At 36.2% G+C, this 26,516-nt stretch carries 29 protein-coding genes; 20 read left to right on the top strand and 9 right to left on the bottom strand.

The features are described from left to right. The first annotated feature begins 77 nt into the window (after positions 1-77). The 6 genes from EG339_RS00390 (at position 78) to EG339_RS00365 (ending at position 5,372) form a co-directional block, all read left to right on the top strand. The gene (locus EG339_RS00390) at positions 78-986 is read left to right on the top strand and encodes a hypothetical protein (RefSeq protein WP_123868366.1); all 909 of its coding nucleotides are present in this window, start codon (positions 78-80) and stop codon (positions 984-986) included. 1 nt (position 987) lies between these two features. Continuing rightward, positions 988-1,815, top strand: a complete 828-nt coding sequence (locus tag EG339_RS00385; protein WP_123868365.1) for a hypothetical protein — start codon at positions 988-990, stop codon at positions 1,813-1,815. A gap of 1 nt (position 1,816) precedes the next feature. Then, entirely contained in the window at positions 1,817-2,593 is a 777-nt protein-coding gene (locus EG339_RS00380; protein WP_123868364.1) for a hypothetical protein, read from the top strand. Positions 2,594-2,726: 133 nt separating this feature from the next. Continuing rightward, positions 2,727-3,902, top strand: a complete 1,176-nt coding sequence (locus EG339_RS00375) for an aspartate aminotransferase family protein (RefSeq protein WP_123872589.1) — start codon at positions 2,727-2,729, stop codon at positions 3,900-3,902. A 189-nt stretch (positions 3,903-4,091) separates the two neighbouring features. Further along, positions 4,092-4,478, top strand: coding sequence for an START-like domain-containing protein (locus EG339_RS00370; RefSeq protein WP_066694078.1), 387 nt, complete (start codon positions 4,092-4,094; stop codon positions 4,476-4,478). A 78-nt stretch (positions 4,479-4,556) separates the two neighbouring features. Further along, positions 4,557-5,372, top strand: a complete 816-nt coding sequence (locus tag EG339_RS00365) for an aminotransferase class IV (protein ID WP_123868363.1) — start codon at positions 4,557-4,559, stop codon at positions 5,370-5,372. A gap of 82 nt (positions 5,373-5,454) precedes the next feature. Here EG339_RS00365 and EG339_RS00360 read toward each other — a convergent pair whose 3' ends face one another. Further along, positions 5,455-6,039: an N-acetylmuramoyl-L-alanine amidase family protein gene (locus EG339_RS00360; RefSeq protein ID WP_123868362.1), complete on the bottom strand. Its 585-nt coding sequence runs from the start codon at positions 6,037-6,039 to the stop codon at positions 5,455-5,457. A 104-nt stretch (positions 6,040-6,143) separates the two neighbouring features. After that, positions 6,144-6,695 (bottom strand): YqgE/AlgH family protein, encoded by a 552-nt coding sequence (locus EG339_RS00355; protein WP_123868361.1) that lies wholly within the window; start codon positions 6,693-6,695, stop codon positions 6,144-6,146. A 24-nt stretch (positions 6,696-6,719) separates the two neighbouring features. Here EG339_RS00355 and pdxH point away from each other — a divergent pair, with 24 nt between their 5' ends. Continuing rightward, positions 6,720-7,361, top strand: coding sequence for a pyridoxamine 5'-phosphate oxidase (gene pdxH / locus EG339_RS00350; protein WP_123868360.1), 642 nt, complete (start codon positions 6,720-6,722; stop codon positions 7,359-7,361). A gap of 193 nt (positions 7,362-7,554) precedes the next feature. Here the strand turns inward: pdxH and EG339_RS00345 are convergent, their stop codons facing one another. Next, the gene (locus tag EG339_RS00345) at positions 7,555-7,845 is read right to left on the bottom strand and encodes an HU family DNA-binding protein (RefSeq protein ID WP_047097388.1); all 291 of its coding nucleotides are present in this window, start codon (positions 7,843-7,845) and stop codon (positions 7,555-7,557) included. A 399-nt stretch (positions 7,846-8,244) separates the two neighbouring features. On the opposite strand from EG339_RS00345, the gene panD reads away from it, so the two are divergent. The 8 genes from panD to EG339_RS00305 all read left to right on the top strand — a co-directional run bounded on the left by panD (position 8,245) and on the right by EG339_RS00305 (position 15,667). Continuing rightward, on the top strand, positions 8,245-8,595 hold the full coding sequence (gene panD / locus EG339_RS00340) for an aspartate 1-decarboxylase (protein ID WP_002976902.1): 351 nt from the start codon (positions 8,245-8,247) through the stop codon (positions 8,593-8,595). Positions 8,596-8,598: 3 nt separating this feature from the next. Further along, positions 8,599-9,624, top strand: a complete 1,026-nt coding sequence (locus tag EG339_RS00335) for a lysylphosphatidylglycerol synthase transmembrane domain-containing protein (RefSeq protein ID WP_123868359.1) — start codon at positions 8,599-8,601, stop codon at positions 9,622-9,624. Between the two features lie 183 nt (positions 9,625-9,807). Further along, positions 9,808-10,383 (top strand): TerD family protein, encoded by a 576-nt coding sequence (locus EG339_RS00330; RefSeq protein WP_123868358.1) that lies wholly within the window; start codon positions 9,808-9,810, stop codon positions 10,381-10,383. 32 nt (positions 10,384-10,415) lie between these two features. Continuing rightward, entirely contained in the window at positions 10,416-11,090 is a 675-nt protein-coding gene (locus EG339_RS00325; protein WP_123868357.1) for a TerD family protein, read from the top strand. Positions 11,091-11,171: 81 nt separating this feature from the next. Further along, positions 11,172-11,810 (top strand): vWA domain-containing protein, encoded by a 639-nt coding sequence (locus EG339_RS00320; RefSeq protein ID WP_123868356.1) that lies wholly within the window; start codon positions 11,172-11,174, stop codon positions 11,808-11,810. Positions 11,811-11,828: 18 nt separating this feature from the next. Continuing rightward, positions 11,829-12,872 (top strand): TerY-C metal binding domain-containing protein, encoded by a 1,044-nt coding sequence (locus EG339_RS00315; protein WP_123868355.1) that lies wholly within the window; start codon positions 11,829-11,831, stop codon positions 12,870-12,872. Between the two features lie 11 nt (positions 12,873-12,883). After that, positions 12,884-14,149 (top strand): PP2C family serine/threonine-protein phosphatase, encoded by a 1,266-nt coding sequence (locus EG339_RS00310; RefSeq protein ID WP_123868354.1) that lies wholly within the window; start codon positions 12,884-12,886, stop codon positions 14,147-14,149. Positions 14,150-14,155: 6 nt separating this feature from the next. Next, positions 14,156-15,667: a helix-hairpin-helix domain-containing protein gene (locus EG339_RS00305; protein ID WP_123868353.1), complete on the top strand. Its 1,512-nt coding sequence runs from the start codon at positions 14,156-14,158 to the stop codon at positions 15,665-15,667. A gap of 102 nt (positions 15,668-15,769) precedes the next feature. Here the strand turns inward: EG339_RS00305 and EG339_RS00300 are convergent, their stop codons facing one another. The 4 genes from EG339_RS00300 to EG339_RS00285 form a co-directional block, all read right to left on the bottom strand. Next, positions 15,770-16,210 carry a GNAT family N-acetyltransferase gene (locus EG339_RS00300; RefSeq protein WP_123868352.1) on the bottom strand — a complete coding sequence of 147 codons (441 nt, stop codon included), beginning with the start codon at positions 16,208-16,210 and terminating at the stop codon, positions 15,770-15,772. A gap of 83 nt (positions 16,211-16,293) precedes the next feature. Further along, positions 16,294-16,842 carry a hypothetical protein gene (locus tag EG339_RS00295; protein ID WP_123868351.1) on the bottom strand — a complete coding sequence of 183 codons (549 nt, stop codon included), beginning with the start codon at positions 16,840-16,842 and terminating at the stop codon, positions 16,294-16,296. 114 nt (positions 16,843-16,956) lie between these two features. Beyond that, positions 16,957-18,156: a tyrosine--tRNA ligase gene (tyrS, locus tag EG339_RS00290; protein WP_123868350.1), complete on the bottom strand. Its 1,200-nt coding sequence runs from the start codon at positions 18,154-18,156 to the stop codon at positions 16,957-16,959. A gap of 559 nt (positions 18,157-18,715) precedes the next feature. Next, positions 18,716-21,088, bottom strand: coding sequence for an outer membrane beta-barrel family protein (locus EG339_RS00285; protein ID WP_123868349.1), 2,373 nt, complete (start codon positions 21,086-21,088; stop codon positions 18,716-18,718). Between the two features lie 134 nt (positions 21,089-21,222). Here EG339_RS00285 and EG339_RS00280 point away from each other — a divergent pair, with 134 nt between their 5' ends. Further along, positions 21,223-21,798 (top strand): Crp/Fnr family transcriptional regulator, encoded by a 576-nt coding sequence (locus EG339_RS00280; protein WP_123868348.1) that lies wholly within the window; start codon positions 21,223-21,225, stop codon positions 21,796-21,798. A 60-nt stretch (positions 21,799-21,858) separates the two neighbouring features. Next, complete coding sequence (locus tag EG339_RS00275; RefSeq protein ID WP_123868347.1) at positions 21,859-22,872, top strand: NAD-dependent epimerase/dehydratase family protein; 1,014 nt, start codon at positions 21,859-21,861, stop codon at positions 22,870-22,872. Positions 22,873-22,880: 8 nt separating this feature from the next. Here the strand turns inward: EG339_RS00275 and EG339_RS00270 are convergent, their stop codons facing one another. Together EG339_RS00270 and EG339_RS00265 are read right to left on the bottom strand one after the other, a co-directional pair. Next, the gene (locus tag EG339_RS00270) at positions 22,881-23,495 is read right to left on the bottom strand and encodes a hypothetical protein (protein ID WP_123868346.1); all 615 of its coding nucleotides are present in this window, start codon (positions 23,493-23,495) and stop codon (positions 22,881-22,883) included. Positions 23,496-23,651: 156 nt separating this feature from the next. Continuing rightward, positions 23,652-24,317, bottom strand: a complete 666-nt coding sequence (locus EG339_RS00265; protein WP_123868345.1) for a hypothetical protein — start codon at positions 24,315-24,317, stop codon at positions 23,652-23,654. Positions 24,318-24,486: 169 nt separating this feature from the next. Here EG339_RS00265 and EG339_RS00260 point away from each other — a divergent pair, with 169 nt between their 5' ends. The 3 genes from EG339_RS00260 to EG339_RS24435 are packed head-to-tail and all read left to right on the top strand — an operon-like array spanning position 24,487 to position 26,491. After that, a complete protein-coding gene (locus tag EG339_RS00260; RefSeq protein ID WP_123868344.1) occupies positions 24,487-25,050 on the top strand; it encodes a TetR/AcrR family transcriptional regulator in 564 nt (187 codons plus the stop codon). 39 nt (positions 25,051-25,089) lie between these two features. After that, the gene (locus EG339_RS00255; protein WP_228459677.1) at positions 25,090-26,160 is read left to right on the top strand and encodes an MFS transporter; all 1,071 of its coding nucleotides are present in this window, start codon (positions 25,090-25,092) and stop codon (positions 26,158-26,160) included. Beyond that, entirely contained in the window at positions 26,114-26,491 is a 378-nt protein-coding gene (locus EG339_RS24435; RefSeq protein WP_228459676.1) for an MFS transporter, read from the top strand. The genes EG339_RS00255 and EG339_RS24435 overlap by 47 nt, the downstream gene beginning before the upstream one ends. Positions 26,492-26,516: the final 25 nt, after the last annotated feature.

The raw sequence follows: 26,516 nt of genomic DNA, 5'->3' as shown, positions 1-26,516 counted from the left end.
ATTTTTTTGGTAATAGTATGATTATCTGATTATAATATTTTATAAATTCAATAGATCAAGCAATAAAAAAAGACAATATGAAATTAGAATTTATTATCTTGATCTTTATTATCTGTAATATAAAGGTCAATGCCCAGGTAGGTATTTCCAAGGCAGCAGGCTTCCAGCCTGACGTTCGGGCACAATTGCACGTAAAGCAAGATGATTATGCCACCAGATTACCGAGAGCGAATACAACTTCAGTATTACCTTCCTCATTAACTGGTACAACAGGAGATGGAACTCAAGGATCCATTATCTTTAACCGTGAAACAGGGAGTATTGTTCAGAATGACGGAACAAGTTGGAAGATTTCTGACCCTATTGTTACTACCATGAAGAATAATAAAATGGCCCGTTTTATAAGGAACGGTACCGTTACTACTACTTGTGACCCCTGTGTATTATTGCCATTCCCTAATTGTATTATAGGATCTAATCAGCAGTGTGCTGCAGTAGATGTACCGTTTACTACGGGAATTCCGGCATTGAATGAAATTTCAACAGATGTAGATTTGCTGAGTACAACAAGCAATGTAATTAATTTTAAAACAAGAGGCTTATATAAGGTATCTTTTAAAAGTGGAGCACTCAATGTAGGAACTCCTGTTTGCTTGGGAGCATCTACGAATCTTTATTCCAGGCTGAATTTAGAGATTAGCTCAGATAACGGAGCCACATGGAGACCTGTTAATAATACAGTAAGTAATACTACAGGTGGTTTACTTTCATTAGGTTCAATACCTGTTGGTTCTATAGATGTAGGGCAATCACTTGCATTTACTTATGTAGGTGTTTTTAATGCCAATGACAGAGCAAGGCTAAGATTTTATGGTAACCAGACAATGCTGGTAGGTGGTTGTGTAGGAAACAATATGTTTTTTTCTATGAATACTACAGGAAACTCTATATCAGATATTATTGTTGAAAAAATAAATATGCAATAAGATGAAAAAGGTTACATTAATTATAGCACTTTTTAGCCAATACTTTTTTCAGTCCCAGGTCGGTATTGGTGGAGATATTTATAGTAGTAAAAATATCGTAAAAGTTCTGGACGGAACCAAAGGAGCCATACTGCCATATTCCAATAGTTTTACTTCATTTCCGCAGTATAATGCAGGAGTAACAGATTTATTTAATGACTATCCAAACCTGATAGGCGGACTTATCTACAGCAAGGCTGATGATCAGTATTATAAATATGATGGCTATGCATGGAATCCTGCCAAACAGATTCAGGGAATTTACCAGCCTAAAGGCTCTAGATTAGGAATTTCTTCAGGGATTTCCATTCCTTGTATCGCTTTTGGTTTAGGAATATGTCTTTCAACAGGTTCTGCTGTTTATTTAGCTCCGGATGATAAAAGTGAAGTTCTTGTAGATAATCTTACATTAAAAAATGCAACTAATGTAACGATAAAGCAGGCCGGGATTTATGATGTAGGCGCAGCTTTAGGTTTTACAGGCGGATCTCTTGGAGCTCAGATTGGGGTAACGGAATTTAAACTGACACTGCAGGTGAGATATACACCTACCGGAAACTGGGAAACTATTGTCACCAAATCCAATTATTCGCTGATATTTGTTATCGATACCAACGGAAACAAAACATGCAGTTTCGCCCAGACTCTTTCTTTACCGGCAGGAGCAGAATTAAGAGTTATTCCTACCATCAGGACCATTGGAGGGTCAGGAGGGTCTCTTTCCGCATATGGTACAGATTCCAATTCAATCAATTCCTATCTCGCAGCACGTTTAATTAAAGCTTATTAAGATGAAAAAATATATATTCGGACTGTCTTTATTGGCTATCAATATTTACAGTGCACAGGTGAATTTCACCAGTATTGCCAATCCGGACTCTAATGCCAGTGGAAATGACCGCGTAATGATGTATATCACTAATACCAGTGAGGCAGCAGGTGTGAAAGGTTTCGGGCTTCCGGCTGTAAACGCAGTAACAGACCTTCCTTACACAGGAGCAAGTGCCCCGGCAACCAGAATAGAGGAATTGAGAGGAATGCTGCTGTTTGTTAAAAGTACAGGCCAGGTAATGGTTTTTGACGGGCTCGTATGGAGCAAAGCTTTTGAAATAGAATCTGATAATATTTCAAGGTTTAGGTTGAATTCTGTTTCCACTACTGATGGTACCGCTTTTTTACCCATCAATAATACTGTTGATAAACCTAATTTCCTTGCTGATCCTTTAAAACTGAAAACTAATGTTCCTACAACAGGAGCTGATCTTAACAGGTTGTATGTCAGACAGACTGGATTATACAGAGTTAATGTGAGCCTTACCTTTACAGGCCCAGCCGGAACATTTAGCAATAGATTAGGGGCCAGTTTATACCTGAATGATGTGAAAAAGTTTCAATTGCTGGAAGACACGGTTAATTTTGACGGAACCAACAGGAAGATTAGCCTGGATATTTCAGTATATGCAGTTCAGGGGCAATATATTACCCTGGAGTCTATTACGGAGGTAAGTGGTACAACCAATTATACCGTTACCACCGACAGTTATGTAACTGTGGAAAAAGTATTATAAGTTTAAACGAATCTTAATATTTCATTTAATATCACTCTTAAGTAATTAAGGGTGATATTTTTATTCTCCGGCAATAATTTCGGCATTTGGCGAATCTTTTATAGCTTTGCTGAAATTTTTCGAGACAATGGAAATGCATAAAGATTTTTATATATATCAGGCACAAACCACAAAATTTGCTGCAGGCTTTGAAGTTGAAAAGGCAGAAGGAAGTTATATTTACGGTACAGACGGAAGAAAATATCTTGATTTTGTAGCAGGAGTTTCTGCCAATACATTAGGACATTCACATCCGAAAATAGTCAATGCTATTAAGGAACAGACCGATAAATATCTTCACGTAATGGTGTATGGGGAATATGCTCAGGAAAAGCCGGTTGCATTATGTAAATTGCTGGCAGAAGCTACTCCGGACCCTTTAGAAGTTACATACCTGGTAAATAGCGGAGCAGAAGCTATTGACGGAAGTCTGAAACTGGCTAAAAGATATACCGGAAGAGAAGAAATTGTTTCCTTTAAAAATTCTTATCATGGAAATACCCATGGGGCATTAAGTGTTTCAGGAAATGAAAACCATAAAAGAGAGTTCCGCCCGTTATTGCCGATGGTAACTTTTATTGAATTTAATAATGAGAATGAATTTGATAAGATCACGGAGAAAACAGCTTGTGTTATTTTGGAAACCATTCAGGGAGCAGCAGGATTTCTGGTTCCCAATGATGACTACCTGATCAAACTGAAGAGAAGATGTGAGGAAGTAGGAGCGCTTCTGATTCTGGACGAGATCCAACCCGGTTTTGGAAGAACAGGAAAGCTCTTTTCATTTGAACATTTTGGAATTGTTCCGGATATCCTTGTTATGGGTAAAGGTATGGGAGGCGGAGTTCCCGTAGGAGCATTCATGAGCTCTGCGAAAATTATGGAAACATTGTCTCATTCTCCAAAGCTGGGGCATATTACTACTTTTGGAGGAAATCCACTGATTGCAGCAGCAAGCTATGCAACTTTAAAAGAAGTTCTGGATAGTGGACTGATGAATGACGTGGATGAAAAAGAAAAACTGTTCAGAGAACTTTTAGTGCATCCTAAGATTAAAAATATCAATGGTAAAGGATTAATGCTCGCTGTAAACCTTGGAGAACCGGAATACACCTTAAATGTAGCTAAAAAATGCATGGAAAATGGTCTTATTGTTTTCTGGCAGTTATACAGAAATGAATATTTGAGAATTTCTCCGCCACTTACAATTTCAAAAGACGAAATCAGAAAGGGCTGCCAGATAATACTGGATATTCTTAATGAAAATTAAAGATAATGTCTCTCCAAACGGAGAGATTTTTTTTATGCCTTACATGGCAGTTTTAAAGCGTTATACTTAACATAATACATATTTATAATCTCTGATAAATATCATGCATATTCTTTAAAAAAGTAACTGCAATTTTGTGTAATAAAAAAATTAATTTATATATTGCGGGACGATAAAAACAAAGATTATATGGCGAAACATAAAGTCCATTACGAATTTCCAATGCATTGTTTATCAGAGATTTTATATGAATATCTGGCTACTGCAGAGGGGTTGTCTGAATGGTTTGCGGATGAGGTTACAGAGAAAGGCGATGATTTCTTTTTTAGCTGGGGTGGAGGACCTGCTGAAAAGGCCACTTTGATCAGATATAAGCCCGAAGGTTTCGTGCGTTTCAGATGGGAAGAAGACGAAGGAACTAAAAACTTCTTTGAAATGACAATCGTAATAGATGATATTACAGAAGATCTGTCACTGAATATTACTGATTTCTGTGAAGAAGGTGATGAAGATGAAAACGCAATGTATTGGGAAAATCTTATTGAAAACCTTAGAATAAAATTAGGTGCTGCATAATGCAGGACTGTATCAAATGATAAAACTGATGAACGATTTATCGTTCATTATTTTTTTATAAAAAAATCACATCGAAAATTGGAAAATCAATATTTTACATCAGACGCATTGAATGTGAAGAACAGAGCCTTTCTTTGGGGCGATGCAGTGAAGGTTTCTTTCTTTGTAAGAGACGGCAGATTGATCATGGATGAAGAATGTTATTTCTTCCTGATGGCTTCCATGAGAAAGATGAGAATGAATATTCCTCTAACCTATACATTGGAGTTTTTCCAGTCACTGTTCCAAAAGGAAGTTATAGATGAGAAAGGAATACAGAACGGGATTATCAATTTCCAGGTATTTAGAAATCAGGATGCAGTAACATTAGCAAAATCCTCAATTTCCTATTTTTATGAAGTAGAAGAAACGGAAGATATGCTGGCGGTTTATCATAGACCTCTGGAGCTGGACCTCATTAAGGAAATTAACGTGAATAATAACCTTTTAAGCAATATAAGGGTGCACTGTCCGGAAAATATCTACGGAGCAATTTATGCCCAGGAAAATGATCTTGATGATGTGATCCTTTTAAATCCCAATAAAAGAATTGCCCGTACTACTTCAGGTAACCTTTTATTTATGGAAGGAGATGTCATTAAAGTTCCAAAGCAGACAGAAGGGGCCTACATTTCTCCTTTAATGGAAAACTTCGTTACTTTTTTACATAAAAATAACCTGGCGGATATCCAGGAACACGAGATTATTGCATTCGAATCTCAGAAAGCGGAAGAGATTTTAATGATTTCTGATGAGAAAGGCATATTTTCTGTAGGTAAAATAAGGAATAAGACCTTTGAAACTTCCCGATTTACAGAATTGGTAGAAAGTTGGAAAAAGAGTTTTAATTCATAAAATTGACAAACCCGGTAAACAACAAAGTTACAAAGTCCTTTACCGGGTTTTATTCTGAGTAAATCAGAAATTGTTTCTTTATTTAGTTTCCGTTGATGATGTCAACAAATTTCTGTGCGATTTCTTTTTGGCCGTTTTCACTGGTAATGTAAGTCCTGTCTGCAGTATTGTTGATGAAGCCTAATTCAACCAGTACGGCAGGAGCTTTTGTTTCTCTTAAAATATGAAGGTTGCTACGCTCCTCAATTTTACGGACCTTAAATTTTTTATAAATTTTCCCTGCCAGTTTCTTAGATTCTTCTGAATTTTGAACATACAGTTCTGTACCATGTATAGAAGTCTCCTTCTGAGGAGAAGTATTAACATGAAGTGAAATTACCATTTCAGGGTTCAGTGTATTAATTTGATTGGTTCTTTCCGAAAGGCTGGGATAAGTATCTTCATTTCTTATTAAAATCACCTCATATTCATCGTGATTTCCATTAAGTTTTTGTATTTCCTTTGCAATACTTAATGTGATATCTTTTTCATTAAAATTACCAAATACAGCGCCATGATCATTTCCGCCATGGCCGGCGTCTATGACAATGTATTTCTTGTTAAGAGGAGTAAATGATAAAAAAACGGTCGAAAAGATTGATAAAGCAAGTAATGTAGTACCTTTCATTTCAGTGATTTTGGTTTTTCAAAGAACGGAAAAACTTTCTTTAAAATTGGTTAACAGAATCTTAAAATTTGTTAATTATTTTTAATCATATGAAAGGGATATTGTTAATTTAATGAAATATCCTCAGGGGAGTTGGCCCAAAGTAAAAATTCTCCACCAAGGTTCTGCATGATGGATTTCCACAAGGTCTGGTCATTCGGAAGAGTATAATCAAGGTTGTAAACATCCACTACGGTCCACATTTTTCTCTGAACTTCACTGTCCAGTTGATTCGGGGCCCAACCGGAATATCCTGAAAAGATTTTTACATTGTGAATGTCCAGTTCATTGGCTAATACAGCATTGATGATACGTTCAATATCTTCGGTAAGATAATATTCATCAGTGATGTCTGTGTATATTTCAGTTACTTTTTCATCACCTTTCACTATAAAAAATACCTTGTCATTTTCCACAGGGCCACCATCATATACCTCGATTTTAAAATCAAAGAAATCCTTGAATTTACTGCTCATCTGGCTGTTTTTTTTATTCAGGATCAATCCAAAAGCTCCGCTTTCATTATGTTCAATAACCAATACTACCGATCGGGAAAAAATATCGCCGGAAATGTCAGGTGTCGAGATTAATATTTTACCTTTGTATGAGTGATTCATACTCAAATTTAATAAAAAATATTTATGGAAAACCTGCACGACAAAAGAAAAGTGTACGATAGATCCCAACTTATTGAAAGTGAGATAAAACAAAATCCGATTGAGCAGTTTAGAGACTGGTTCTTGGATGCAAGTGAGAGCCCTGAAGTTTCAGAAGCTAATGCTATGGCGCTTTCTACAGTGGAGGAAGATGGCTGTCCCAGAACAAGAATGGTATTGTTGAAGGCATACACTCACGAAGGATTTATTTTCTATACCAACTATAACAGCAGAAAAGGAAAGGCAATTCAGAATAACCATAAAGCATGCCTTCATTTTTTCTGGCCCAGCCTGGAAAGACAGATCATTATCAAAGCTGATCTTGAAAAAGTTGCAGAGAACCTAAGTGACGGTTATTTTCATTCCAGGCCCAAGGGAAGCCAGCTAGGGGCTGTAGTTTCTCCACAAAGCCAGGAAATTCCTGATCGTGAGTTTCTGGAAAGAAAATTAAAAGAGCTGGAAAAAGAATACGAAAACACAGAAGTTCCAAGACCGGCTCACTGGGGCGGATATATTGCAAAACCTTACGAAATAGAATTCTGGCAGGGAAGGCCTAATCGCTTACATGATAGAATTATATATCAGTTAGAAGACCTGGATTGGAAGATTTCAAGGTTGGCTCCATAGATAGAAAAGAGAAGGGAGTTAATGACATTATAATTTGTCATACTTATTACTGCAAATTGAATAAAGCGGGCTTTTAGTCCGCTTTATTTATTTTAATGGATATCTTTTTATTGCCCATCCAATATCTGCAGTCATAGAACATAAAAAAAGACCGCTTCCATGAAGCGGTCCTGAATTTTTGTAATCTGAATGATTATTTTTTCTTAGCACCAGAAACTGCGTTTGATAAATCAGCTCCAGCCTTAAACTTAGCAACTTTTTTAGCAGCAATTTTGATTGGTTTTTTAGTTGCAGGGTTGATCCCTTGTCTAGCTGCTCTCTCAGCTACTGAGAAAGTACCGAAACCTACTAAAGAAACTTTTCCGTCTTTTTTCTTTAAAGTAGAAGTTACGTTAGAAATGAAAGATTCTAAAGCAGCTTTTGCTGCAACTTTAGTGATACCTGCATCTTTTGCGATTGCGTCGATTAATTCAGACTTGTTCATAATTTTTAATATTAAAGTTAGTTCGTAATTATAGCAAATATAATACTATTTTCTAATTGTGCAATTTTTTTATTAAAACTTATACAATTTTTTTACTTTTCAGTGAAAACAGTTAAAATATGATAATTCGGTTTTTCACGAAAAATCTACGTTACGGGTTACTAAAATCATGCCAAATGCTTATGTTTATTGACTTTAGCAAAAAGTTAATATTATTTCCTGTATTTATTAAATCCTAAATTGTGTACAAAGTATTGATGTTTTTAAGAATATAATTGTTAATAATATAAGTAATGATCTCTTTTTTTGTGTTTTATAAAATTAAACCACCTTGTTTGTGGGAGTTTTTTAATGGTCGTGAAGGTCTGTTTTATTAATTTTTATTAATAAATTTGCAGCATGTTAATAGAAGTTTTCAAGTCCAAGATCCATAGGGTAAGAGTTACAGCCTCAGACCTTAATTATATAGGAAGTATAACGATAGATGAAGATCTGATTGAAGCTGCCGGATTGGTAGTGGGAGAAAGGGTTTATATCGTCAATGTAAATAACGGAGAACGTTTTGATACCTATGTTATCAAAGGGAAAAGAAAATCCGGAGAAGTATGTCTTAACGGGCCGGCTGCAAGAAAGGTACAGAAGGATGATATCATCATCATTATTGCTTATGCACAGATGACGCCTGAAGAAGCAAAAGACTTCCAGCCGAAGATCGTTTTCCCGGATGAAAAAACAAACCTTCTTACCTAGTTCATGGAGAAAACATCAAAAAGTCCTTTAAAATCAATACTTACAATAGTAATATCGCTTGCTTTTGCAGGCTTTTTTTTATGGCTTGCCTTACGTGGTCTTGATTTTAAAGTGATTAAGCAGTCATTGGCTAAGGCCAACTATCTTTGGGTACTGTTTGCTTCCGTGTTTGGGCTTTTGGCATATTGGTTCAGAGCAATTCGCTGGAATCTGATGCTGGAGCCAATGGGGCACAGGATTTCCAATTCCAATTCACTCTGGTCCATTTCATTTGGATATCTCATGAACCTTACGATTCCCAGAAGTGGTGAGGTGGCAAGAGCTACAGCGTTATATGGTGTGGAAAAAGTACCTGTAGATAAATCTTTCGGAACTATTATCCTGGAAAGGGTAGTGGATTTGATATGTATGCTTTGTTTCCTTGGTCTGACATTATTGTTTAAATATGAAGCAATTCTGTCATTCTATGAAAATTCTGGGGTTACAATCAACCCTAATAAAATTTTATTTGTTCTTGCTGTATTAATAGGAGGTACCGTTTTATTTTTTGCCTTTAAAAAGAAGTTGGCGAACGTTCCGTTTTTAGGGAAGATTGTTAATTTTATTGATGGTATTTTTCAGGGGCTAACTACTATTTTTAAGCTGAAACAAAAAGGAAAGTTCATAGTATATACATTAGGAATCTGGATTTGCTATTATTTTGCAGCATATCTTGTGTGCTTTGCACTTCCTGAAACTTCAGCATTTACCTTCGCAGACGGTTTCTTCATTATTGTTGTAGGAACACTTGGGATGATTATCCCCGCAAGTGGAGGAATTGGAGCCTATAATCTGGCTATGAAGTATGGCTTTATGGCTTTATTTATCTCAGTAGGAAAAAGTGCTGATCTTGGTGGTGAAATGGGACTTACCTATTCTTTTATTTCTCTGCCGCTTCAGATAGTTATTATGCTGGTAATGGGACTTATTTCTATTCCGATGCTGGCAAAAGCAAGAAATGAAGCTGCTTCTAAGAAAGAATTTTACTAGTTAATTCAACAATTATACAATCTAAAGGCTCAATTTTTCTCATTGAGCCTTTTTTGTTGTCATTCATTCAACTGAAAAATTAGACTTAATTGCTTTATATCTATTATTTTTAATAAATAAATTTGGTCAGTTCGCAAATCAAATCTATCTTAATGCAAAAAATAATTCATAACATAAAATACTATGGCAATTAATCTACAGAAAGGACAAAAGATTGAGATCGGATTGACTAAAATGACAATTGGACTTGGTTGGGATCCTAATGAAGGGACAGGCTACGACTTTGATCTTGATGCTTCTGCAATCATGATTGATTCTGAAAGAAAATTAGTAAGCGAAGAATATTTTGTTTTTTATAATAACCTGAAATCGCCGGATGGTGCTCTTACCCATACCGGAGATGATCCTAGCGGAAAAAACAGTGATGGGGATGATGATGAAGCCATCATTATTGATCTTGATAAAGTGGATTCAAGAGTAGAGGAGATTCTTTTTGTAGTCACTATTGAAGATTTCGAAAGGAGAAAACAGAATTTCGGACAGGTTAGAAATTCTTACATCAGGGTGGTAGACAACAATACCAACCAGGAAATTGCAAAATATGAGCTTGATGAAGACTTTTCTATAGAAACAGGAGTTGAGTTCGGAAGACTGTATAAAAGAAACGGAAGCTGGAAATTTGAAGCTTCGGGAATAGGCTACAGAGCAGATCTTGGCTTTTTCCTTGAAAAATATTATAAGGGGCAGATCATTAAATAATAGTAAATACACTAATACACAAAACGATAGCTATGGCAATTAATTTACAGAAAGGTCAAACGATTGATTTAAGAAAAAACGACCGTGGAGAAAGTGTTTATGACCTTTCAAAAGTAACGATCGGATTAGGATGGGATGTAAGGAAGCAAGGTGGTTTCTTTGGAAAACTTTTTAATAAGGAAGCAGAATATGATCTTGATGCAGTAGCGTTTCTTTTAGATGGTAACGGAAAAGTGGCCAACCTTGGAAGAACGGTTCAGACGAATGACGGAAGGCAAATAGGATTGTATCAGGGTGATGTTGTTTTTTTCAATTCTATGCAGCATCCAAGCGGAAATGTATGGCTTACGGGAGATAACAGAACAGGGGCCGGCGATGGTGATGATGAACAGATCATTGTGAAGCTGGATCAGCTGGATCAAAGCTACCAGAAAATTGTTTTCCTTGTTACTATTTATCAGGGAAGAAGCAATAATCAGCACTTTGGAATGATTGAGAACGCATTTATTCGTGCTGTGGATGCTACGGGTAAAGAAATTACGAAATACAGCCTTTCCGGAGATTCAAGTATGAACGGAATGTGTGCAATGGTTTTTGCTGAAGCATACCGTCATAACGGAGACTGGAAGTTCCGTGCTTTGGGAGAACCTCATCATACAGATAATTTTATTGATATCCTGAGACAGCAGTATTCATATTCAAATTAGACTTTAGATTTATATTCAACATACAAGCCGGCTGGGAAGTCTTCGACTTCCTCCGCCGGCTTCAGAATTAATAACCGCCTTATGACCAGAAGATTATTAGCCTATTTTTTACTGGATACTTCCGGTTCCATGAATGGAGAACCTATCCAGGCACTGAACAACGGTTTTAACGGGCTGATCAGTATGCTTCGTACAGATCCACAAGCGATGGACAGCCTTCATTTGAGTGTCATTACTTTTGACAGAGAAGTTAAAAATATTATTCCCTTAACAGCGCTTGCCAATTTCTATCCCATGGAAATTACCTGCCCAGATAGTGGTCCTACCCATACGGGAGCGGCATTGGAAATGGCAGCAGATCTGGTTCAGAAAGATCTTGTAAAAGGCTCTGCTGATGAAAAAGGAGACTGGCAGCCATTACTTTTTATATTTACGGACGGGAAGCCTTCAGATATTCAGAAATACAGGCAAATGATCCCTGTACTAAAAGGTCTTGAGTTCGGAGCAATTGTAGGGTGTGCCGCAGGACCTAAGGCAGATGAACAGTTTCTTAAAGAGCTTACAGATCATGTCGTAAAGCTGGATACTACAGACGCCATTACCCTCTCTTCCTTTTTCAGATGGGTGAGTTCTTCCATTACACAGGGTGGCCATTCGCAGAATACAGCAGATCATATAACATTGCCTCCGCCACCATCGGAGCTGAATATTATTATTTAAAAAATTGTCTTTACAGCTATGAGAAGACTGCCTATTTATTTTTTGATAGATGTTTCCGAATCTATGGTAGGAGACCCTATTGAGCAGGTACAGGAAGGAATTTCTGATATTGTCAGGGAACTCAAAAGAGATCCGTATTCATTGGAAACGGTTTATATTTCTGTGATTGGTTTTGCAGGAGAGGCGGAAGTGATTACTCCACTTCAGGATATAATCAGTTTTTATCCGCCAAAAATTCCGATTGGAAGCGGTACGTCATTATCTCAGGGGTTGATTAAAGTGATGGACTGTATTGATAAGGATGTTGTGAAAACAACGTATGACCGTAAAGGAGACTGGAAACCTATTGTTTTTCTGTTTACTGATGGAGTTCCGACTGATGATGCCACTAAAGCAATTGAAAGGTGGAACAGTAAGTATAACGGAAAAGCCAATACCATTGCTGTTTCTATAGGTGAGAATACCAATTATAAACTTTTAGGCTCACTGGCAGATCATGTTTTACTTTTCAATAACACGGACGAGAATTCATATAAAGAATTCTTCAAATGGGTAACAGATTCTATTAAGACCACCAGCCAAAGTGTTACTGAAGCGAAGAAAGAGGGGATTAACCTCTCCAAAATTGATCCTATTATCCTTGAAAAGGTAGATCCACAGATGGAACAGCGCTTTCCGGATAATAATTTTGTGGTTTTGAATGCCAAGTGTTCAGAGACAGACAAACTCTACCTGATGAAGTTTAAAAAAACATTCGGAGAATCCAGTATTCCGGGGATGTCAACAAGGTACTATAAACTGGAAGGAGCTTATAAAATTGATGAAAAATCTTACTACCGGCTTTCTTCTGCACAAAAGAGTAATCTGAGAATTTCAATAGAGGAACTGCAGGGAGGAACTTCCTGCCCGCATTGTGCGAATCCTATTGCGCTGGCAACCTGCGCATGTGGTGGAATTCATTGCCTGCAAGGGGAAGGATATAATAAATGCCCATGGTGCGGAACATCTGATTATTATGGATATTCCGGCGGCGGGTTTGATATCAACAGAACTTTAGGTTAAATCATGCGCCTATGAAAATACCTTCATTTTATTTGGGAATTGGAAAAAAGCCCGTGGAAATAAAGACTATTCATAAAGAAAGGGAAGAATTTAAAGAAGCTCAATGGACCATGGATCAGGCTCATTCAGGAAAGTTCTATGAATTCACCTTTGAGATGAACAGTTTTCCGAATATCAGGATTAAAAATATAGGGAATCTGGAAGAAACCGGGCTTACATTTGAAAATAACAGGATTTCCGGAATTCCCAAAGCTCATAATATGTATCATCTGGATATTGAGTTCTTCCATACAGAGGATAAAGACAATACAGATGTCAAAAGAGTTCAGTTATTGGTGAATATTGATCCAAAAGATCTATGGAAGAATATTCCAAGTGACAGGAATGCGGACTTCTATAAAGAGGATGAGGTTTCAGCCCAGAGGAAATTTTCAGACAAGAAAATTGTTGTTGTTTCCAAAAGAGGCCGTTCTCATGCCCATGAAGGAAAATTCAGGGAAGATGATTTTGCAGTGAATGAACTTTCTGCAGGCTGGAATATAATTTCTGTCTCTGATGGAGCTGGTTCTGCTGTAATGGCAAGAGAAGGTTCAAGACTGGCAACGGTTTCTGTTAATCAGTTTTTCAGTTCTCCGGAAACTGTATGTGCAATTGATAGTAATATTAATGTCATTTATACCTCAGAAAATAAAGAAAATGAGCAGAAAGCTAAAGAGAATGTGATAAGACTCTTGTATGAAGGTGTTTTATATGTTCATCATGCTTTAGAGAATACCGCTTCAGAAAATAATTTTCTGGTCAATGATCTGCACGCTACTCTTATTTTTGCTTTGGTTAAAAAGTTCAGTTTTGGATATGTTATCCTGAGTTTTGGAGTGGGAGACTGCCCAATTAATCTTATTCATACCGGTTTTTCTAAAGTAGAACTTCTGAATACCATGGATGTGGGAGAGTACAGTGGTGGTACCCGTTTTATTACGATGAAGGAAATCTTTAACGATCAGATTGTTTCCCGCTTTAGGATCACCTGTGTAGATGATTTTTCACATCTGTTGCTCATGACAGATGGAATTTATGATCCAAAATTCCTTACCGAAAATAAGCTGGAAGCTGTAGAAAGCTGGAAAACATTTTTTAATGATCTGGATGGAAATAATGATGATCTTGCCAAAGTAGATTTTATGAATGATACCAATATCGCTCGACAACTTCTCCATTGGACGGATTTCTGGAGCAGGGGGAATCATGACGACCGTACACTGGCCATAATTTATTAATTGAATATGAAAAAAAACATTAGGGTTGTTTCCGTTCTGGATGCAGCCAAATCCTATGAATATGTTGATGAAAAACCGATCCGGGGCGGGGTAAAAGATGTTTACTTTTCTCCGGACAGGCAATATGTAGTTGCTTTTTATAGAAATCCGCTGGATGAGGGGCAAAGGGAAAGAATCAGGAGAATTGTTTCTACTTATCTGCAAAGCATTCAGAATGGTAATGCTGCAGAATATTTCCTGAATGAAATATTCAGATGGCCATATGATATTGTAGAAAAAAACGGGCTCACAGGAATTATTGTCCCTGTTTACAACCAGAAATTTTTCTTTGCCAAAGGATATGTTGGTTCAGATCATATTCAGGGTGAAGATAAAGTTGGAAAATGGTTTACTGCCCCTATGTTCAGAAATCCTCAGTATCCATTAAGGCTGGATCAGTCTGAATTAGGAGATTGGCTAAGCTATTTTCAGATTGCAATTAATATCAGCCGGGGAGTCAAAAAACTTCATCAGATGGGTTTAGCCCATTCAGATTTGTCTTACAACAATATACTGGTAGATCCTGTAACCAAATCGGCCTGTATTATTGATATTGACGGTCTTGTTGTTCCTAAGCTGTTCCCACCTGAAGTAATCGGAACAGCAGACTTTATTGCTCCCGAAGTTTTAAGAACCCAACATTTGGGACTTCAGGATCCAGGAAGGCATCTGCCCAATCAAAAAACCGACTTACATGCTCTTGGAGTTCTCATCTATATGTATCTGCTGAGAAGGCATCCTCTTCGTGGCGGAAAAATATGGGACCTGGATTCTGAAAAAGATGAAATGATTTCTATGGGTGAAAAAGCTCTGTTTATAGAACATCCTAATGACCCTTCCAATAATGTGAGAGCAGACCATCTTAGAAAATGGGATGCTTTCTGGGGAGATCCACAAAAGATTCCCTATACCATAACTGGGCCTTATATTGCAGACCTGTTCAGAAAAACATTTATAGACGGTTTACATGATCCTATCAGACGTCCCACAGCCAATGAATGGGAAACAGCTTTACTGAAAACCGTAGATCTGATACAGCCCTGTCAGAATTCCAATTGTACTGAAAAATGGTATGTTTTTGATAATACCAGCAATCCCAGATGTCCTTTCTGTGGCACTTCACATCAGGGAACGCTTCCGGTTCTGGATTTATACTTCAGATTTGATGATGAAGTTTGGAAACCTGAAAATCACAGGTTGATGGTGTATCATAATCATTATTTATTTAAATGGCATGTATCCAGAAAGGTAATCAGAAATGAAAATCTGACAATGCAGGACAAAATGCCGGTAGGATATTTTACTTTTCATCTGGGAAAATGGGTACTTGTAAATCAGAGCTTGGCTAGTATGAGGGATATTACAGACCAAAAAGAAATTCCACCAGGCTCTATGGTAGAACTAATTGATGGGAAAAAGATATTGTTATCTGCAGAAGAAGGCGGAAGACTGATCTATGTGACAATGGCTAACCAATAGTCATTACTTTAACTTTGATTTAAATGCTGGAAACGCAAAGCGGAAAAAGTATGCTTTAAAAGCCTGCGTTATGTGTGGGAAAAAGCTGCAGATCTTATCTGCTTAAACCGGTTTAAACTCCATGAAGTAAGAATGCTTATCCTCACTTATAATTTTGAAGCCTAAACTGGAATAAAGTCGTTGTGCCTTATTGGTTTTTAAAACACTTAAAGACGCTGTTTTTCCTGTTTTAATAGCTTCTTCCAGAATATCAGTAAGAATCATTCTTCCTAATCCTTTACCTTGCTGGCTGGGATCAATCTGAAGCTGTAGAATATCAATATTCGTTTCTGATTTATCTATTTTTAAAAGTCCGATAGGCTGATTGGCCAGTAAAATAAGATATGCTTTTTCAAACTGATAAAGAATCCGCTGAAGAGTTGTTTCCTGGTCTGTGGGAAGATGGGATTCTGCATAATGCGGAACCATGGTTTTTATCCTCAGATCAAGAAGATAATCAATATCATTTTCTGTAGCTTTTTGATAGGTAAGTAAAGTTTTCATAGTTTCTGAATTCGGATTTGAGACCATACTTCCCCCATTATAGGAAAGAATTAATGCTTGAATAATAACTCTTGAATGTAAAGTTAATCAAATGTAATATTTCTTTGGTGAAGATAAGCTTCATCAATATTTTCTTTTTCAAAATGATCCGGATACATAGTGATCTTTACAAACTCTTCATCATGGTAAAACCCACCTAAAAATAATTCATTTTCTATTATTTTTACCTGTATGGTAAGGGCATTGATAAGAATTTCTTCGTCTTTTAAAGTTGTAATATTAAAAATAAAGAGCCTTTGATAATGTGTGTCTTTATACTTAATGATCAGATGGTCTTCATAAAAATATAAAAGCCCATCCCGGAAGGCTGGCCGTTCCAATGTAGTGATGGGAGGTTTCCATGTGATCACTTTCTTTTCCCTCAGCCTGATACGGACTTCTTCTTTTCCTGCTTCGTTACATTGCCACCATGCAATAACACCATTGCTATTGATTGCCGTCTGATGGGGAGATACCGAATTTTCTATACCTGAAGGATCCATCCATACAATCTTTTGTTCACTGACTTCCGTTCTAATATTGTCAGTAAACAATTCTTCATCAATCAGGGTAAGGATTTCAGCCTGCGTCATTGCTTTTTATTTCTTGGGGCGAAGATATTGATTTAATTGGATTTGGACGAAAAAGTTGACACAGATAAGAGATTAATGCCGGAAGCTGTATATTCTCCCGGCAGTTAAATTCCTTTAGATAAGCTCAAAAAAGTTTCTTTTGCCAATCTTTATCCTGATCTCTTGTGTAAGTTCTATTTCCTGATCCGGATTTATGATTTTAGCAGAATTGATCTGAACCCCGCCACTTTCAATAAGCCTTCTGACTGCTGATTTGCTGAGTTCATTTTTTAACTGGTAGCAAAGCTCAAGAACGGTTGTTTTCTTCTGAACATGATGTAAAATACTAATGGGGACAGGTTCAAAGCTTTTTTTATCAAAATTCTTATTCTGGAATTGGTTATTGAAAAATATTTCTGCATTTTCCGCAGCTTCAGCATTGTGGTATTGGCTGATGATATTTCTGGCAATTATTTTTTTAATGTTCATTGGATTTTCACCGGCTTCCATTTTTAATTTTAAACTGTTTTTTTCTTCTGTTGAAAAGTCTGTGGTAAGATCAATAAACTCTTCAACTAAAGAATCCGGAATAGACATGGTTTTTCCAAACATTTCATTAGGGGCATCGGTTAGTCCTATGATATTGTTTAAGGATTTACTCATTTTTTCTTTTCCGTCAAGCCCTTTCAGCAGAGGCATACACATCACAATTTGGGCAGGCATCTGATGAGCTTCCTGAAGCTGTCTTCCCATGGTACAATTAAAAAGCTGATCTGTTCCGCCCATTTCAATATCACATTCAATTTTTACAGAGTCAAATCCCTGCAGAATTGGGTATACAAGTTCATGCATGGCAATAGGTGTATTTTCTGTAAAGCGTTTGCTGAAATCATTTCTGTGCATCAGCTGAGCCACTGTAACTTTCGATAACAGTTGAATAACCTCCGAGAAATTCAATGCATCGAGCCAATCTGAGTTGAAAACAATTCTTGTTTTTTCAACATCAATGATTTTTGACAATTGATTAATATAAGTTTGTGCATTATACTGAACGTCTTCGGCACTTAATGGCTTTCTGGCCTTATTTTTTCCTGTAGGGTCGCCAATTCTTGCCGTAAAGCTTCCTACCACAATAATAATCTGGTGTCCCCAATCCTGGAATTCTTTCAGTTTTTTAAGTACAACAGCATGTCCCAGATGCAGATCGGGAGCCGTTGGATCAAAACCCAGTTTAATGGAGAGTTTTCTGTTTTCTTCTTTAGCCTGTTTTAATTTCTCTTCCAATCCGTTTTCCGGAAGGATAATAGAGACATTTTCTTTTAATGTACGGATCATGTTGTAATAGTTTTAAATGAAAAAGCCCGGACAATACTGTCCGGGCTCTATATGTTAAGTCGATTATTTAATTTAGATTACAGATATAGAAAGTCTTCCCGAACGATAATTCGGAGTATAATATTCACTGAAGAATGGAAGACGCAATATGCTGTTTAAGTGTTTCATTAATACGGTAAATATAGCAGGGTTTTTCCTGAAGTTCCAATATTTAAACCATTAAGATGTATTGTAGTGGTTATAACAAGATTTGTTTTTTTAGAAAAAACTTAACCATTTACGAATCTTAATGGTCTAAAATAATGGTTCAAAACAATTTTACTTGCCATTTCTTAAGCTAATTCTGTGCCATAATCTGTTAAAAATGCTTTACATGTTTTTTATCATGTTATCAGCTCTTTTTTCATGGTATAATTGGTAAGATCAACACCTTTTACATTTACGAATTTTTTAATTTCCAAATAAAAAGACCAACAGAACCTTATTTGAAAGGAACTGCCGGCCGGGTTATTGTTCTTATCCTGTTTTTTGTATTTATATGGCTATTATTGAAGAAAATTTAATTATTGCCACCACCGGCTCTGTTGGATTCTTCAAATTTCACCTGTTTAGTTGCACCTTTCACATTATTATTTCCGAATTTATAAGTGAGAGAAAGGTGAACATTTCTCGTAATTCCTTTGTATTGATAATCAATATTGTAATCCGGATAATATTCTATTCCTTTTTCACGGTTGGTATTTAGGACATCATTTAAATAAAGGTTAAGAAGAAGTTTTTTATCCATCAGTGCCAGCTTCAGCCCTGTGTATAATGAGGCATTGGTATAATAATAAGTATTTCCGTCCCTGTTGGGAAGACTTCCCCACAAGCCCAATAGAAAAGTCACTGTTTTTTCTTTATTAAGGAAGAAATTATTATCGATGTTTACGTTGGCACTGTATCCCGGTGGAACAGGCAGAATAGCAGGGTCATAAGATTTTGCCTTCGTATAGTAACCATTTACAAAGATGTTGGATTCCAGCCATTTCAGTTTATTGTAATTATAACTGATGTTAATACCCGTCTGGTTTTCATTATAGAAATTCTTGGCAATGGTATATCTGTAATTATCATCAATCATTTGAATCCTGTCCCAGCTATCTTTGTTATAGCTGTGATATAATGTAATGTTGAGGTTATTGTTTAAAACATATCCGAATTCAAAGTTATCTGAAAATGAAGGTAAGAGATAAGGGTTACCTGTAGTATATTCAAAGTTGGATGTGAAATACTTAAACGGATTCAGGTTCCCGAAATACGGACGTGAAATTCTGCGGGAATAGCTTAATGAAAATGCATTGTTTTCATTAGGCTTATAACTTAAATAGGCAGTAGGGAAGAATTTACCATATTTGATCTTTGCTGAGGTATTATCATTCATGGAAATACCTTCCAAAGTGGTATATTCATAGCGAAGCCCGGCTTTAGCATCCCATTGCTCACTGATCTTAAAATTGGTTGAAACATAAGCTGCATAATTTTCTTCGTTATAAAAGAAAGTATTGGTTTTACCGGTGTTCAGTTCATATACACCATTTTTAATATCGAAGAAATTGAATTCAGAATCATTTTTGATCTTTGTATACTTTAATCCGGATTCCGTTTTTATTTTTCCAAATGTTTTTTCCAGATCAGCCTGTCCTGAATAAATCCTGTATTTACTGATAGGGTTAGCCATTGTGTTAATCAATTCCGGGGTAATTGTATTTGAAAAATTTCTTGCGTTGGAATTGTTAAGCATCATATTGGCAGTTACGTTCAGCTTTCCTCCGGCACTGTCTATTTTAGTTTCATAAAATGCCGTTGCATTATGAACATCCCGGCTGTTTCTGTTGTTGAAATCGGAAATAATATGAGTTAAACCATTCCCATTGAACCGTACAGATTCACTTTCTCCCGTTTCTTTAGGATTACTATGTGAATAGTTATAATTGATACCGAAAAGATTCTTATCATTGATCTTATATTCTGCTTTTATATTTCCGCTTTTGTATTTGTAGTTATTAAGATTATCACCATTCTTGTTCCAGTAATTATTATTTGATATACCGGACATATTATTGTAGATATTATATTGCCAGTAATTATCACCAACAGATAAGTTGGTGCTTAATGAAAGCTTTTCTCCCTGGTAATTGAATGTGGCACCACTTCTTGCAGAAACAGTGGGCTTTCCCCAAAAATAGTTTCCTGACGTCTGAATAGATCCGTTCCAGCCCAGATTGGCATTTTTCTTAAGGATGATATTAATTAATCCGCTTTTTCCTTCCGCGTCATACTTAGCAGGAGGCGTGGTAATCACTTCTATTTTAAGAATGTCATCGGAACGGAGTGTCTTCAGATAATTGATAAGTTCCTGCCCGTTCAGATTCAGTAATCTGTCGTTAATCATAACCGCAACATTGCTTTTTCCGGCAATACTTATCGCTTCATCACTGGTTTTTACCATTGGTGTTTTGGCTAGAGCTTCGATGGCGTCAATTCCCTGAGAGGCTACAGAATTTTCTACATTGAAGACCAGGCGGTCTACTTTTCTCTCGAATAATTTTTTCTTTGCTGTGATGGTTACACCTTCTACCTTCTGAACTAAAGGTTCATCCTTAATCTGAATGTCTTTTCTGGCATTTCCCTTTACAGCAATTTTTTCACTATTGGTTTTTACCCCGTCTTTAATTATCTCAAGTATATAATCTCCATTCTCTTTTAAAGGAATTTTAAACAATCCCTTTTCATCTGTAATAGCAGAAAATTTAACATTGTTCCTGGTAATAAGCACTTCAGTTTCTGCTACTGGCTTATTTTCTTTATCTGTAACCGTTCCTTCCACACTTTGTGCAAAAAAGAATGAAGAGGCGGCAAGACTTAAAAGAAGAATAATTTTCCGGTTCATATTTAGCTTTTAATACAAGACAATTATTTTGCAGGGAATATTACATGCATTTGTGAAAAATCTTTTGATTATTTAAAAAGTATCTGAATTTTCTTTTGGTTATTTTTGTAACAGATATTAAAAAATTAACTTCAATGCACGAGAAACTTTTACAGTACATTGGCTCCGGACATCATTTCTCCCAAAAAGAAATTGAGATGGTTAAAGAGTATTTTGAGCCCGTATCTTTTTCAAAAAATACCGTGATTGAAGCCGCCGGTAAGGTTCCTGATTACCTTTATTATATTGTTTCCGGATATCTGAGACTGTTTTATATGGATCAGAATGGAAATGAAGTAACCACCCATATCAATTGCCCACCCGGATTTTTTACCTCCTATTCTCATTTTATAAGCAGAACAGTATCAGAACATAATGTAGAATGTATTACAGCGTGTGAGCTTTTAAGAATTACGAAAAAAGATCTCGACTATCTGGTGAATGAGAGCCAGGGTATGAAGGACTTTAGTATTTCTGTATTTCAGCAGTCAATTGCATATAATGAGAACCGTTCCAGGGAATTGTCAGCTTTGAATGCGGAAGAACGTTATCTTAAGCTTTTAAAAGATTATCCGGAGATTATTCAGCATGTTCCTATTCAGTATATTGCATCGTTTTTGGGGATGAAGCCGGAAAGTCTGAGCAGGATCAGGAGAAAAATAATTAACTAACAAAAGTCAAGCGGATCTGAAGCCAATAGGCAGAACTTTGTTGCATTAAAAATGAATGCAATGATAAATAATAATCTAAGCCTCGTTTCAGGAGCTAATGGACATTTGGGAAATAATTTAGTCAGATTTTTAACCGGACAGGGGATTCCGGTAAGGGCAACAGTCCGCAATATCCGGAATACAAAACCTTTTGATGGGCTTAGCTGTGAGGTGGTGCAAGCGGATATTACAGATAAAGCCTCTTTTGTAAAAGCCCTTCAGGGAGTTGAAACCTTTTATGCTGTGGGTGCCTCCTTTAAATTATGGGCCAAAGATCCTAAGAAGGAAATCTATGATGTGAATATCAAAGGGACACAAAATACTATCGAAGCAGCAGCTGAGGCCGGAGTGAAAAGGATTGTTTATGTAAGCTCTATTGCTGCTCTCAATTATACCCAATTACCCACAAAGGAAAGTAACGGCTATAATCCTGACCGGAGAGATATGTACTATAATTCCAAAAACGATGGTGAAAAGCTGGCCTTTGAACTGGCAGCAAAACTTGGAGTAGAGCTTGTTTCTGTAATGCCTGCTGCCATGATCGGCAGTGAAGCATTTTTACCTTTGAATGTTTCTTACGGAGTATTGAAGCTTATTCTGAACAGACAGATTCCGGTAGATACAAAAATTACCCTGAATTGGGTAGATGTGAAAGATGTTGCAGAAGGATGTTATCTTGCCGCTCAAAAAGGCCGGCCGGGTGAGCGTTATATCCTTGCTAATGAAAAATGTATGACGATTACTGATACTACTGTTCTGGCCAATAAATTATATCCGGATTTGAAACTGAAAATTCCTGATTCTGTACCTAAGGGTATTCTTTACACTATCGCAGCGCTCATGGAATTTACTGCAAAATTAAGTGGAAAAGCTCCTGTACTGACAAGAAAAGATATTTCCATGTTTTCCGGATTACAGCAGGATTTTGATATTTCCAAGGCAAGAAATGAGCTTGGTTTTAATCCAAAGAGTCCTGAAATGGCTGTAAAAGAAGCATTTGACTATTTACTGAAGAATCCCGGACTTTTACAATGAGTTTAATATTATAACTGAATAATAGAACCTTTATAAAATCTAGTCAGGTCATACAGATCGTTAAAATATTTTTGAAGGTCTGTATTGTTTTTATCAACAGGATTTTTAAGTTCAGATTGTTTTTCTGCCAATGCATATAAAGAAGGGTAATCGGGCTTCAGATAGTCGGAAAGGATATTTTCTTTTCCCTGTTCTCTGCTGATTATTTCCGTAAGGAATATTCCGTAGATCAGGAATTGGTTAAAATTCTGTGCATTAACAATGTAATTCATGTTTTCACTGGAAAGTTTCTCATAATCAGAAAGTATTTTTAGAAAAGTCTCTCTGTGCTTGGGTGATTGAATTTCGTAAAAAAGATCTATTCCATTGATGTACAGCTGAGTTTTTATTTCTTCATGGTCAGAAGGGTATCTTTTGCTGAACCATAAAAATATATTGAAAAGCTCTTCACGGGTAAGCTCTTCCACAGAATCTTTCACTTTATCTTTGATGACTTCAAGATTGATTTTAGCATCGGATGGGAGAAAGTTCTGAAAATTCTCTTCCTCACGGCAAAGCTTATTGTACAAATTAATTTTGGCAATATTTGGGTTGGTTTTGATGAAATAAAGTTCTTCTGTCATAACGAATTACCAAATATTTTTATTGAAATGGTAATTAAAGATACAAAATATGCTGAAACATAAGTTAAAAAATATTATGCTGAGAATGGAATGGCTTTTTGCTTCCTGAATAATTTTTTCAAAATAATCAGGATTGGATGAATCCAGAGCGGCTTTTTATCTTTTAAATGCAGGAAGTTCTTTTATTTCTTTTTTGAAAATGATGGTTTCGGCGGTTGATCTGATGAGAGATCTGGCAACGGAAAGCGGGTGTTCAGGAAATTCAGGATCATATTTTTCCAGTTCAGATTGATTCATTAAAGTTCCCTGCCTGAAATCCGGATCATAAGGATCTTCGAACCAGTTTTTTATATTTTCCTCTTCAATTTCAACTTCTCCGGCTTTATGTAATCTGTCAAGGATAAGCGCATCTCTCATGCCTGTAATTCCAATTTCATCAGCCTGAATTTTTACTACATAGCTGCAGTTTTCAAAAGGAATGGTAATGGAAGCAATATACGCCATTCCCGTTTCCTGCTGTGGAATTTTGATTATGGTTTTTACACAAGGAATATTGTGAAGATTAATGATGTCTGTTTCAATAATACCACCATTGGATGCTGCTGCAATATTTCGGTAGAATTTTTTCAGATAATCAAGATCTTTTGCCGTAGGAAGATCGGGTTCTTTATCAAAAAAATGAAGGACAATAAGTGCGGATTGCTGAGGATTTACCCATCGGATCGCTTCATCGTCCTCTGAAACTTTAGTCCACCCCTGATCCGGAATGGTTACGGAGTGAAGGTTGGCTTTAATTTTCTTTTTCTTAAAAAATTTGAACATGGCTGGTCTTTTACAGCTTAAAGATCGTTCTATTTTGTCAATAACAAAAGCCTTTTTAAAAGAATTTTGATTTGGTTATTAGCATTTTAAGATACAGATAGAAATTCTCTATGATTAAAAATAGATAGACTTCTCTATTTTTTGTTTAGATTTGTTAAAATTTTCAGGAATGAAAAAAGAAAAAGTACGCGAAAGGATCATCAGGGTAGCTTCAGAATTATTTTATAAGCAGGGATATAATTCAACAGGAATTAATCAGATCATTGCAGAAGCTGATATTGCGATCGGTTCACTATATAATCATTTTGCATCCAAAAATGATCTTCTTCAGGCTTATTTGATTAAGGAGGAGCAGGAATGGTTTGAAGGTCTTGAAAAAAGCACTGTCTCTATTGCAGATCCCAGAGAAAAGATGTTTGCTATTATTGATTATCGCAAAAAACTTCAGGAATCCTCAACGTTTGCAGGCTGTCATTTCATTAAAATTACCTCTGAAACAGGAGAGGCAAATGCAGCTGTATCCGGTTTTGTAAAAAAACATAAGGAAAAACAGAAAGTAGTTATTCATGATATTGTTAAGGAATATAGTGAGCTGCATCCGTTACCCGATCCGGAGTTAGTAACTGAAAATATATTTTTACTGATAGAAGGAGCGGTAGTAACCTCAACCATTACCAGAAATAATCATTCTTTTGATCAGATCAAAAAAATGATCCAGGGTTTGTTACCTTAATTTTTTTAAATATAAAAAAATAGATATATCTATATAAAAATGAAATGTAATTATCTGAAATTGTTTATTATATTATTTGGGCAGTTGCTGACAATTATGGATATCTTTATCATTAATGTATCCATACCGTCCATACAGCATGATATTCATGCTTCTAATGGAGAAATGCAATTGATGATATCGGCCTATCTTATCGGGTTTGCTTCTTTTCTTATTACAGGTGGGCGATTGGGGGATGTATACGGAAGAAAAAAGGTTTTCATTCTCGGATTGGCCTTTTTTATATTAAGCTCCATAGCCTGTGGAATCTCACACGGAGTAGCCCAGCTGATGATTTCAAGATTGGTGCAGGGAATAAGCGCGGCATTTATGGCTCCGCAGGTTCTTTCTATGATTCAGATTTTATTTCCTGCTCATGAAGAACGCACAAAAGCTATGGGCTGGTACGGAATTACCATCGGGATTGGAACCGTTCTTGGGCAGTTTCTGGGCGGATATTTCTCATCGCTAAGTGTTTTACAGGAGCCGTGGAGGTTAATTTTTTTTATCAACATTCCGATAGGTCTTATCGCTATTTTTTTAAGCATAAAATTATTGGAAGAATCAAGGTTCAGCATCAGGAAATCTTTCGATAATTGGGGTGTTCTTCTTTTGTCTATAGGGCTTTTTGGCATGACGTACACTCTTACAGTCTCCGAGAAGGAAATTTTTTCTGCCCGGAATTTATTGCTCATTACTATTTCTGTAGGCATTTTAGTATACTTTATTAAAAATCAGAAAAATAAACTGAAAAATAAAAAGCCTTATCTTATTGACTTTGGGTTATTCCGCTATAAAAATTTCTATCTGGGAATTATGGCTGTTTTTTTCTTTTTTATTATGTTGGATTCCTATTTTTATATTCTCTCTTTATTTTTTCAGGATGGATTAATAATTAGTCCTCTGAAAGCAGGAGAGATAATTGTTTTTCAGGGATTGGGTTTTATTCTGGCTTCAGCTTTTTCTGTAAAATTAATCCTGAAATACGGAAAAAAAGCCTTGATGGCAGGACTAGTTTTTTATTGTGCTTATTTTAATTCTTCAGATTATCTTATTCACCAATTCTACTGAGTTTTACCAATTATACCTGTTATTATTTTTACATGGAATAGGAGTGGGTTCTGTCATTCCATCGCTGGCCAATATTGCTTTGTCGGGTGTGCCAGAGAAACTAATAGGAAATGCTTCCGGTGTTTACAATACTTTTCAGCAAATTGCTGCTATCATAGGAATTGTAGCGGTGGGAAGCGTTTTTTATTACTTTCTGGATGAAAGGCCTTTAGCACAACATTACTATAAAGCTTTTACAGTAGCTATCCTGACGAATATTGTATGTCTGATTATTGTCCTTGCTGCTGTTTTTAAAGTACCTGATTATATTCTTCCTAAAAGCAAAAAATAATGTTTATAACAGTATATTCAGTTAT

It is taken from the genome of Chryseobacterium bernardetii (genome assembly GCF_003815975.1).
Classification (GTDB): Bacteria; Bacteroidota; Bacteroidia; order Flavobacteriales; family Weeksellaceae; genus Chryseobacterium; species Chryseobacterium bernardetii.
This window is presented reverse-complemented; position numbering and strand designations above follow the sequence as displayed.

What these genes read in the sequence shown, in the direction of transcription:
- EG339_RS00305 (WP_123868353.1), top strand. Translation starts at nt 14,156, where the DNA reads ATGAAAAAAAACATTAGGGTTGTTTCCGTTCTGGATGCAGCCAAATCC.
- EG339_RS00335 (WP_123868359.1), top strand. Translation starts at nt 8,599, where the DNA reads ATGGAGAAAACATCAAAAAGTCCTTTAAAATCAATACTTACAATAGTA.
- panD (WP_002976902.1), top strand. Translation starts at nt 8,245, where the DNA reads ATGTTAATAGAAGTTTTCAAGTCCAAGATCCATAGGGTAAGAGTTACA.
- EG339_RS00320 (WP_123868356.1), top strand. Translation starts at nt 11,172, where the DNA reads ATGACCAGAAGATTATTAGCCTATTTTTTACTGGATACTTCCGGTTCC.
- EG339_RS00255 (WP_228459677.1), top strand. Translation starts at nt 25,090, where the DNA reads ATGAAATGTAATTATCTGAAATTGTTTATTATATTATTTGGGCAGTTG.
- EG339_RS00275 (WP_123868347.1), top strand. Translation starts at nt 21,859, where the DNA reads ATGATAAATAATAATCTAAGCCTCGTTTCAGGAGCTAATGGACATTTG.
- tyrS (WP_123868350.1), bottom strand. Translation starts at nt 18,156, where the DNA reads ATGATCCGTACATTAAAAGAAAATGTCTCTATTATCCTTCCGGAAAAC.
- EG339_RS00345 (WP_047097388.1), bottom strand. Translation starts at nt 7,845, where the DNA reads ATGAACAAGTCTGAATTAATCGACGCAATCGCAAAAGATGCAGGTATC.
- EG339_RS00375 (WP_123872589.1), top strand. Translation starts at nt 2,727, where the DNA reads ATGCATAAAGATTTTTATATATATCAGGCACAAACCACAAAATTTGCT.
- EG339_RS00295 (WP_123868351.1), bottom strand. Translation starts at nt 16,842, where the DNA reads ATGACGCAGGCTGAAATCCTTACCCTGATTGATGAAGAATTGTTTACT.
- EG339_RS00390 (WP_123868366.1), top strand. Translation starts at nt 78, where the DNA reads ATGAAATTAGAATTTATTATCTTGATCTTTATTATCTGTAATATAAAG.
- EG339_RS00280 (WP_123868348.1), top strand. Translation starts at nt 21,223, where the DNA reads ATGCACGAGAAACTTTTACAGTACATTGGCTCCGGACATCATTTCTCC.
- EG339_RS00385 (WP_123868365.1), top strand. Translation starts at nt 988, where the DNA reads ATGAAAAAGGTTACATTAATTATAGCACTTTTTAGCCAATACTTTTTT.
- EG339_RS00265 (WP_123868345.1), bottom strand. Translation starts at nt 24,317, where the DNA reads ATGTTCAAATTTTTTAAGAAAAAGAAAATTAAAGCCAACCTTCACTCC.
- EG339_RS00370 (WP_066694078.1), top strand. Translation starts at nt 4,092, where the DNA reads ATGGCGAAACATAAAGTCCATTACGAATTTCCAATGCATTGTTTATCA.
- EG339_RS00380 (WP_123868364.1), top strand. Translation starts at nt 1,817, where the DNA reads ATGAAAAAATATATATTCGGACTGTCTTTATTGGCTATCAATATTTAC.
- EG339_RS00270 (WP_123868346.1), bottom strand. Translation starts at nt 23,495, where the DNA reads ATGACAGAAGAACTTTATTTCATCAAAACCAACCCAAATATTGCCAAA.
- EG339_RS00360 (WP_123868362.1), bottom strand. Translation starts at nt 6,039, where the DNA reads ATGAAAGGTACTACATTACTTGCTTTATCAATCTTTTCGACCGTTTTT.
- EG339_RS00300 (WP_123868352.1), bottom strand. Translation starts at nt 16,210, where the DNA reads ATGAAAACTTTACTTACCTATCAAAAAGCTACAGAAAATGATATTGAT.
- EG339_RS00355 (WP_123868361.1), bottom strand. Translation starts at nt 6,695, where the DNA reads ATGAATCACTCATACAAAGGTAAAATATTAATCTCGACACCTGACATT.
- pdxH (WP_123868360.1), top strand. Translation starts at nt 6,720, where the DNA reads ATGGAAAACCTGCACGACAAAAGAAAAGTGTACGATAGATCCCAACTT.
- EG339_RS00330 (WP_123868358.1), top strand. Translation starts at nt 9,808, where the DNA reads ATGGCAATTAATCTACAGAAAGGACAAAAGATTGAGATCGGATTGACT.
- EG339_RS00310 (WP_123868354.1), top strand. Translation starts at nt 12,884, where the DNA reads ATGAAAATACCTTCATTTTATTTGGGAATTGGAAAAAAGCCCGTGGAA.
- EG339_RS00260 (WP_123868344.1), top strand. Translation starts at nt 24,487, where the DNA reads ATGAAAAAAGAAAAAGTACGCGAAAGGATCATCAGGGTAGCTTCAGAA.
- EG339_RS00285 (WP_123868349.1), bottom strand. Translation starts at nt 21,088, where the DNA reads ATGAACCGGAAAATTATTCTTCTTTTAAGTCTTGCCGCCTCTTCATTC.
- EG339_RS00325 (WP_123868357.1), top strand. Translation starts at nt 10,416, where the DNA reads ATGGCAATTAATTTACAGAAAGGTCAAACGATTGATTTAAGAAAAAAC.
- EG339_RS00315 (WP_123868355.1), top strand. Translation starts at nt 11,829, where the DNA reads ATGAGAAGACTGCCTATTTATTTTTTGATAGATGTTTCCGAATCTATG.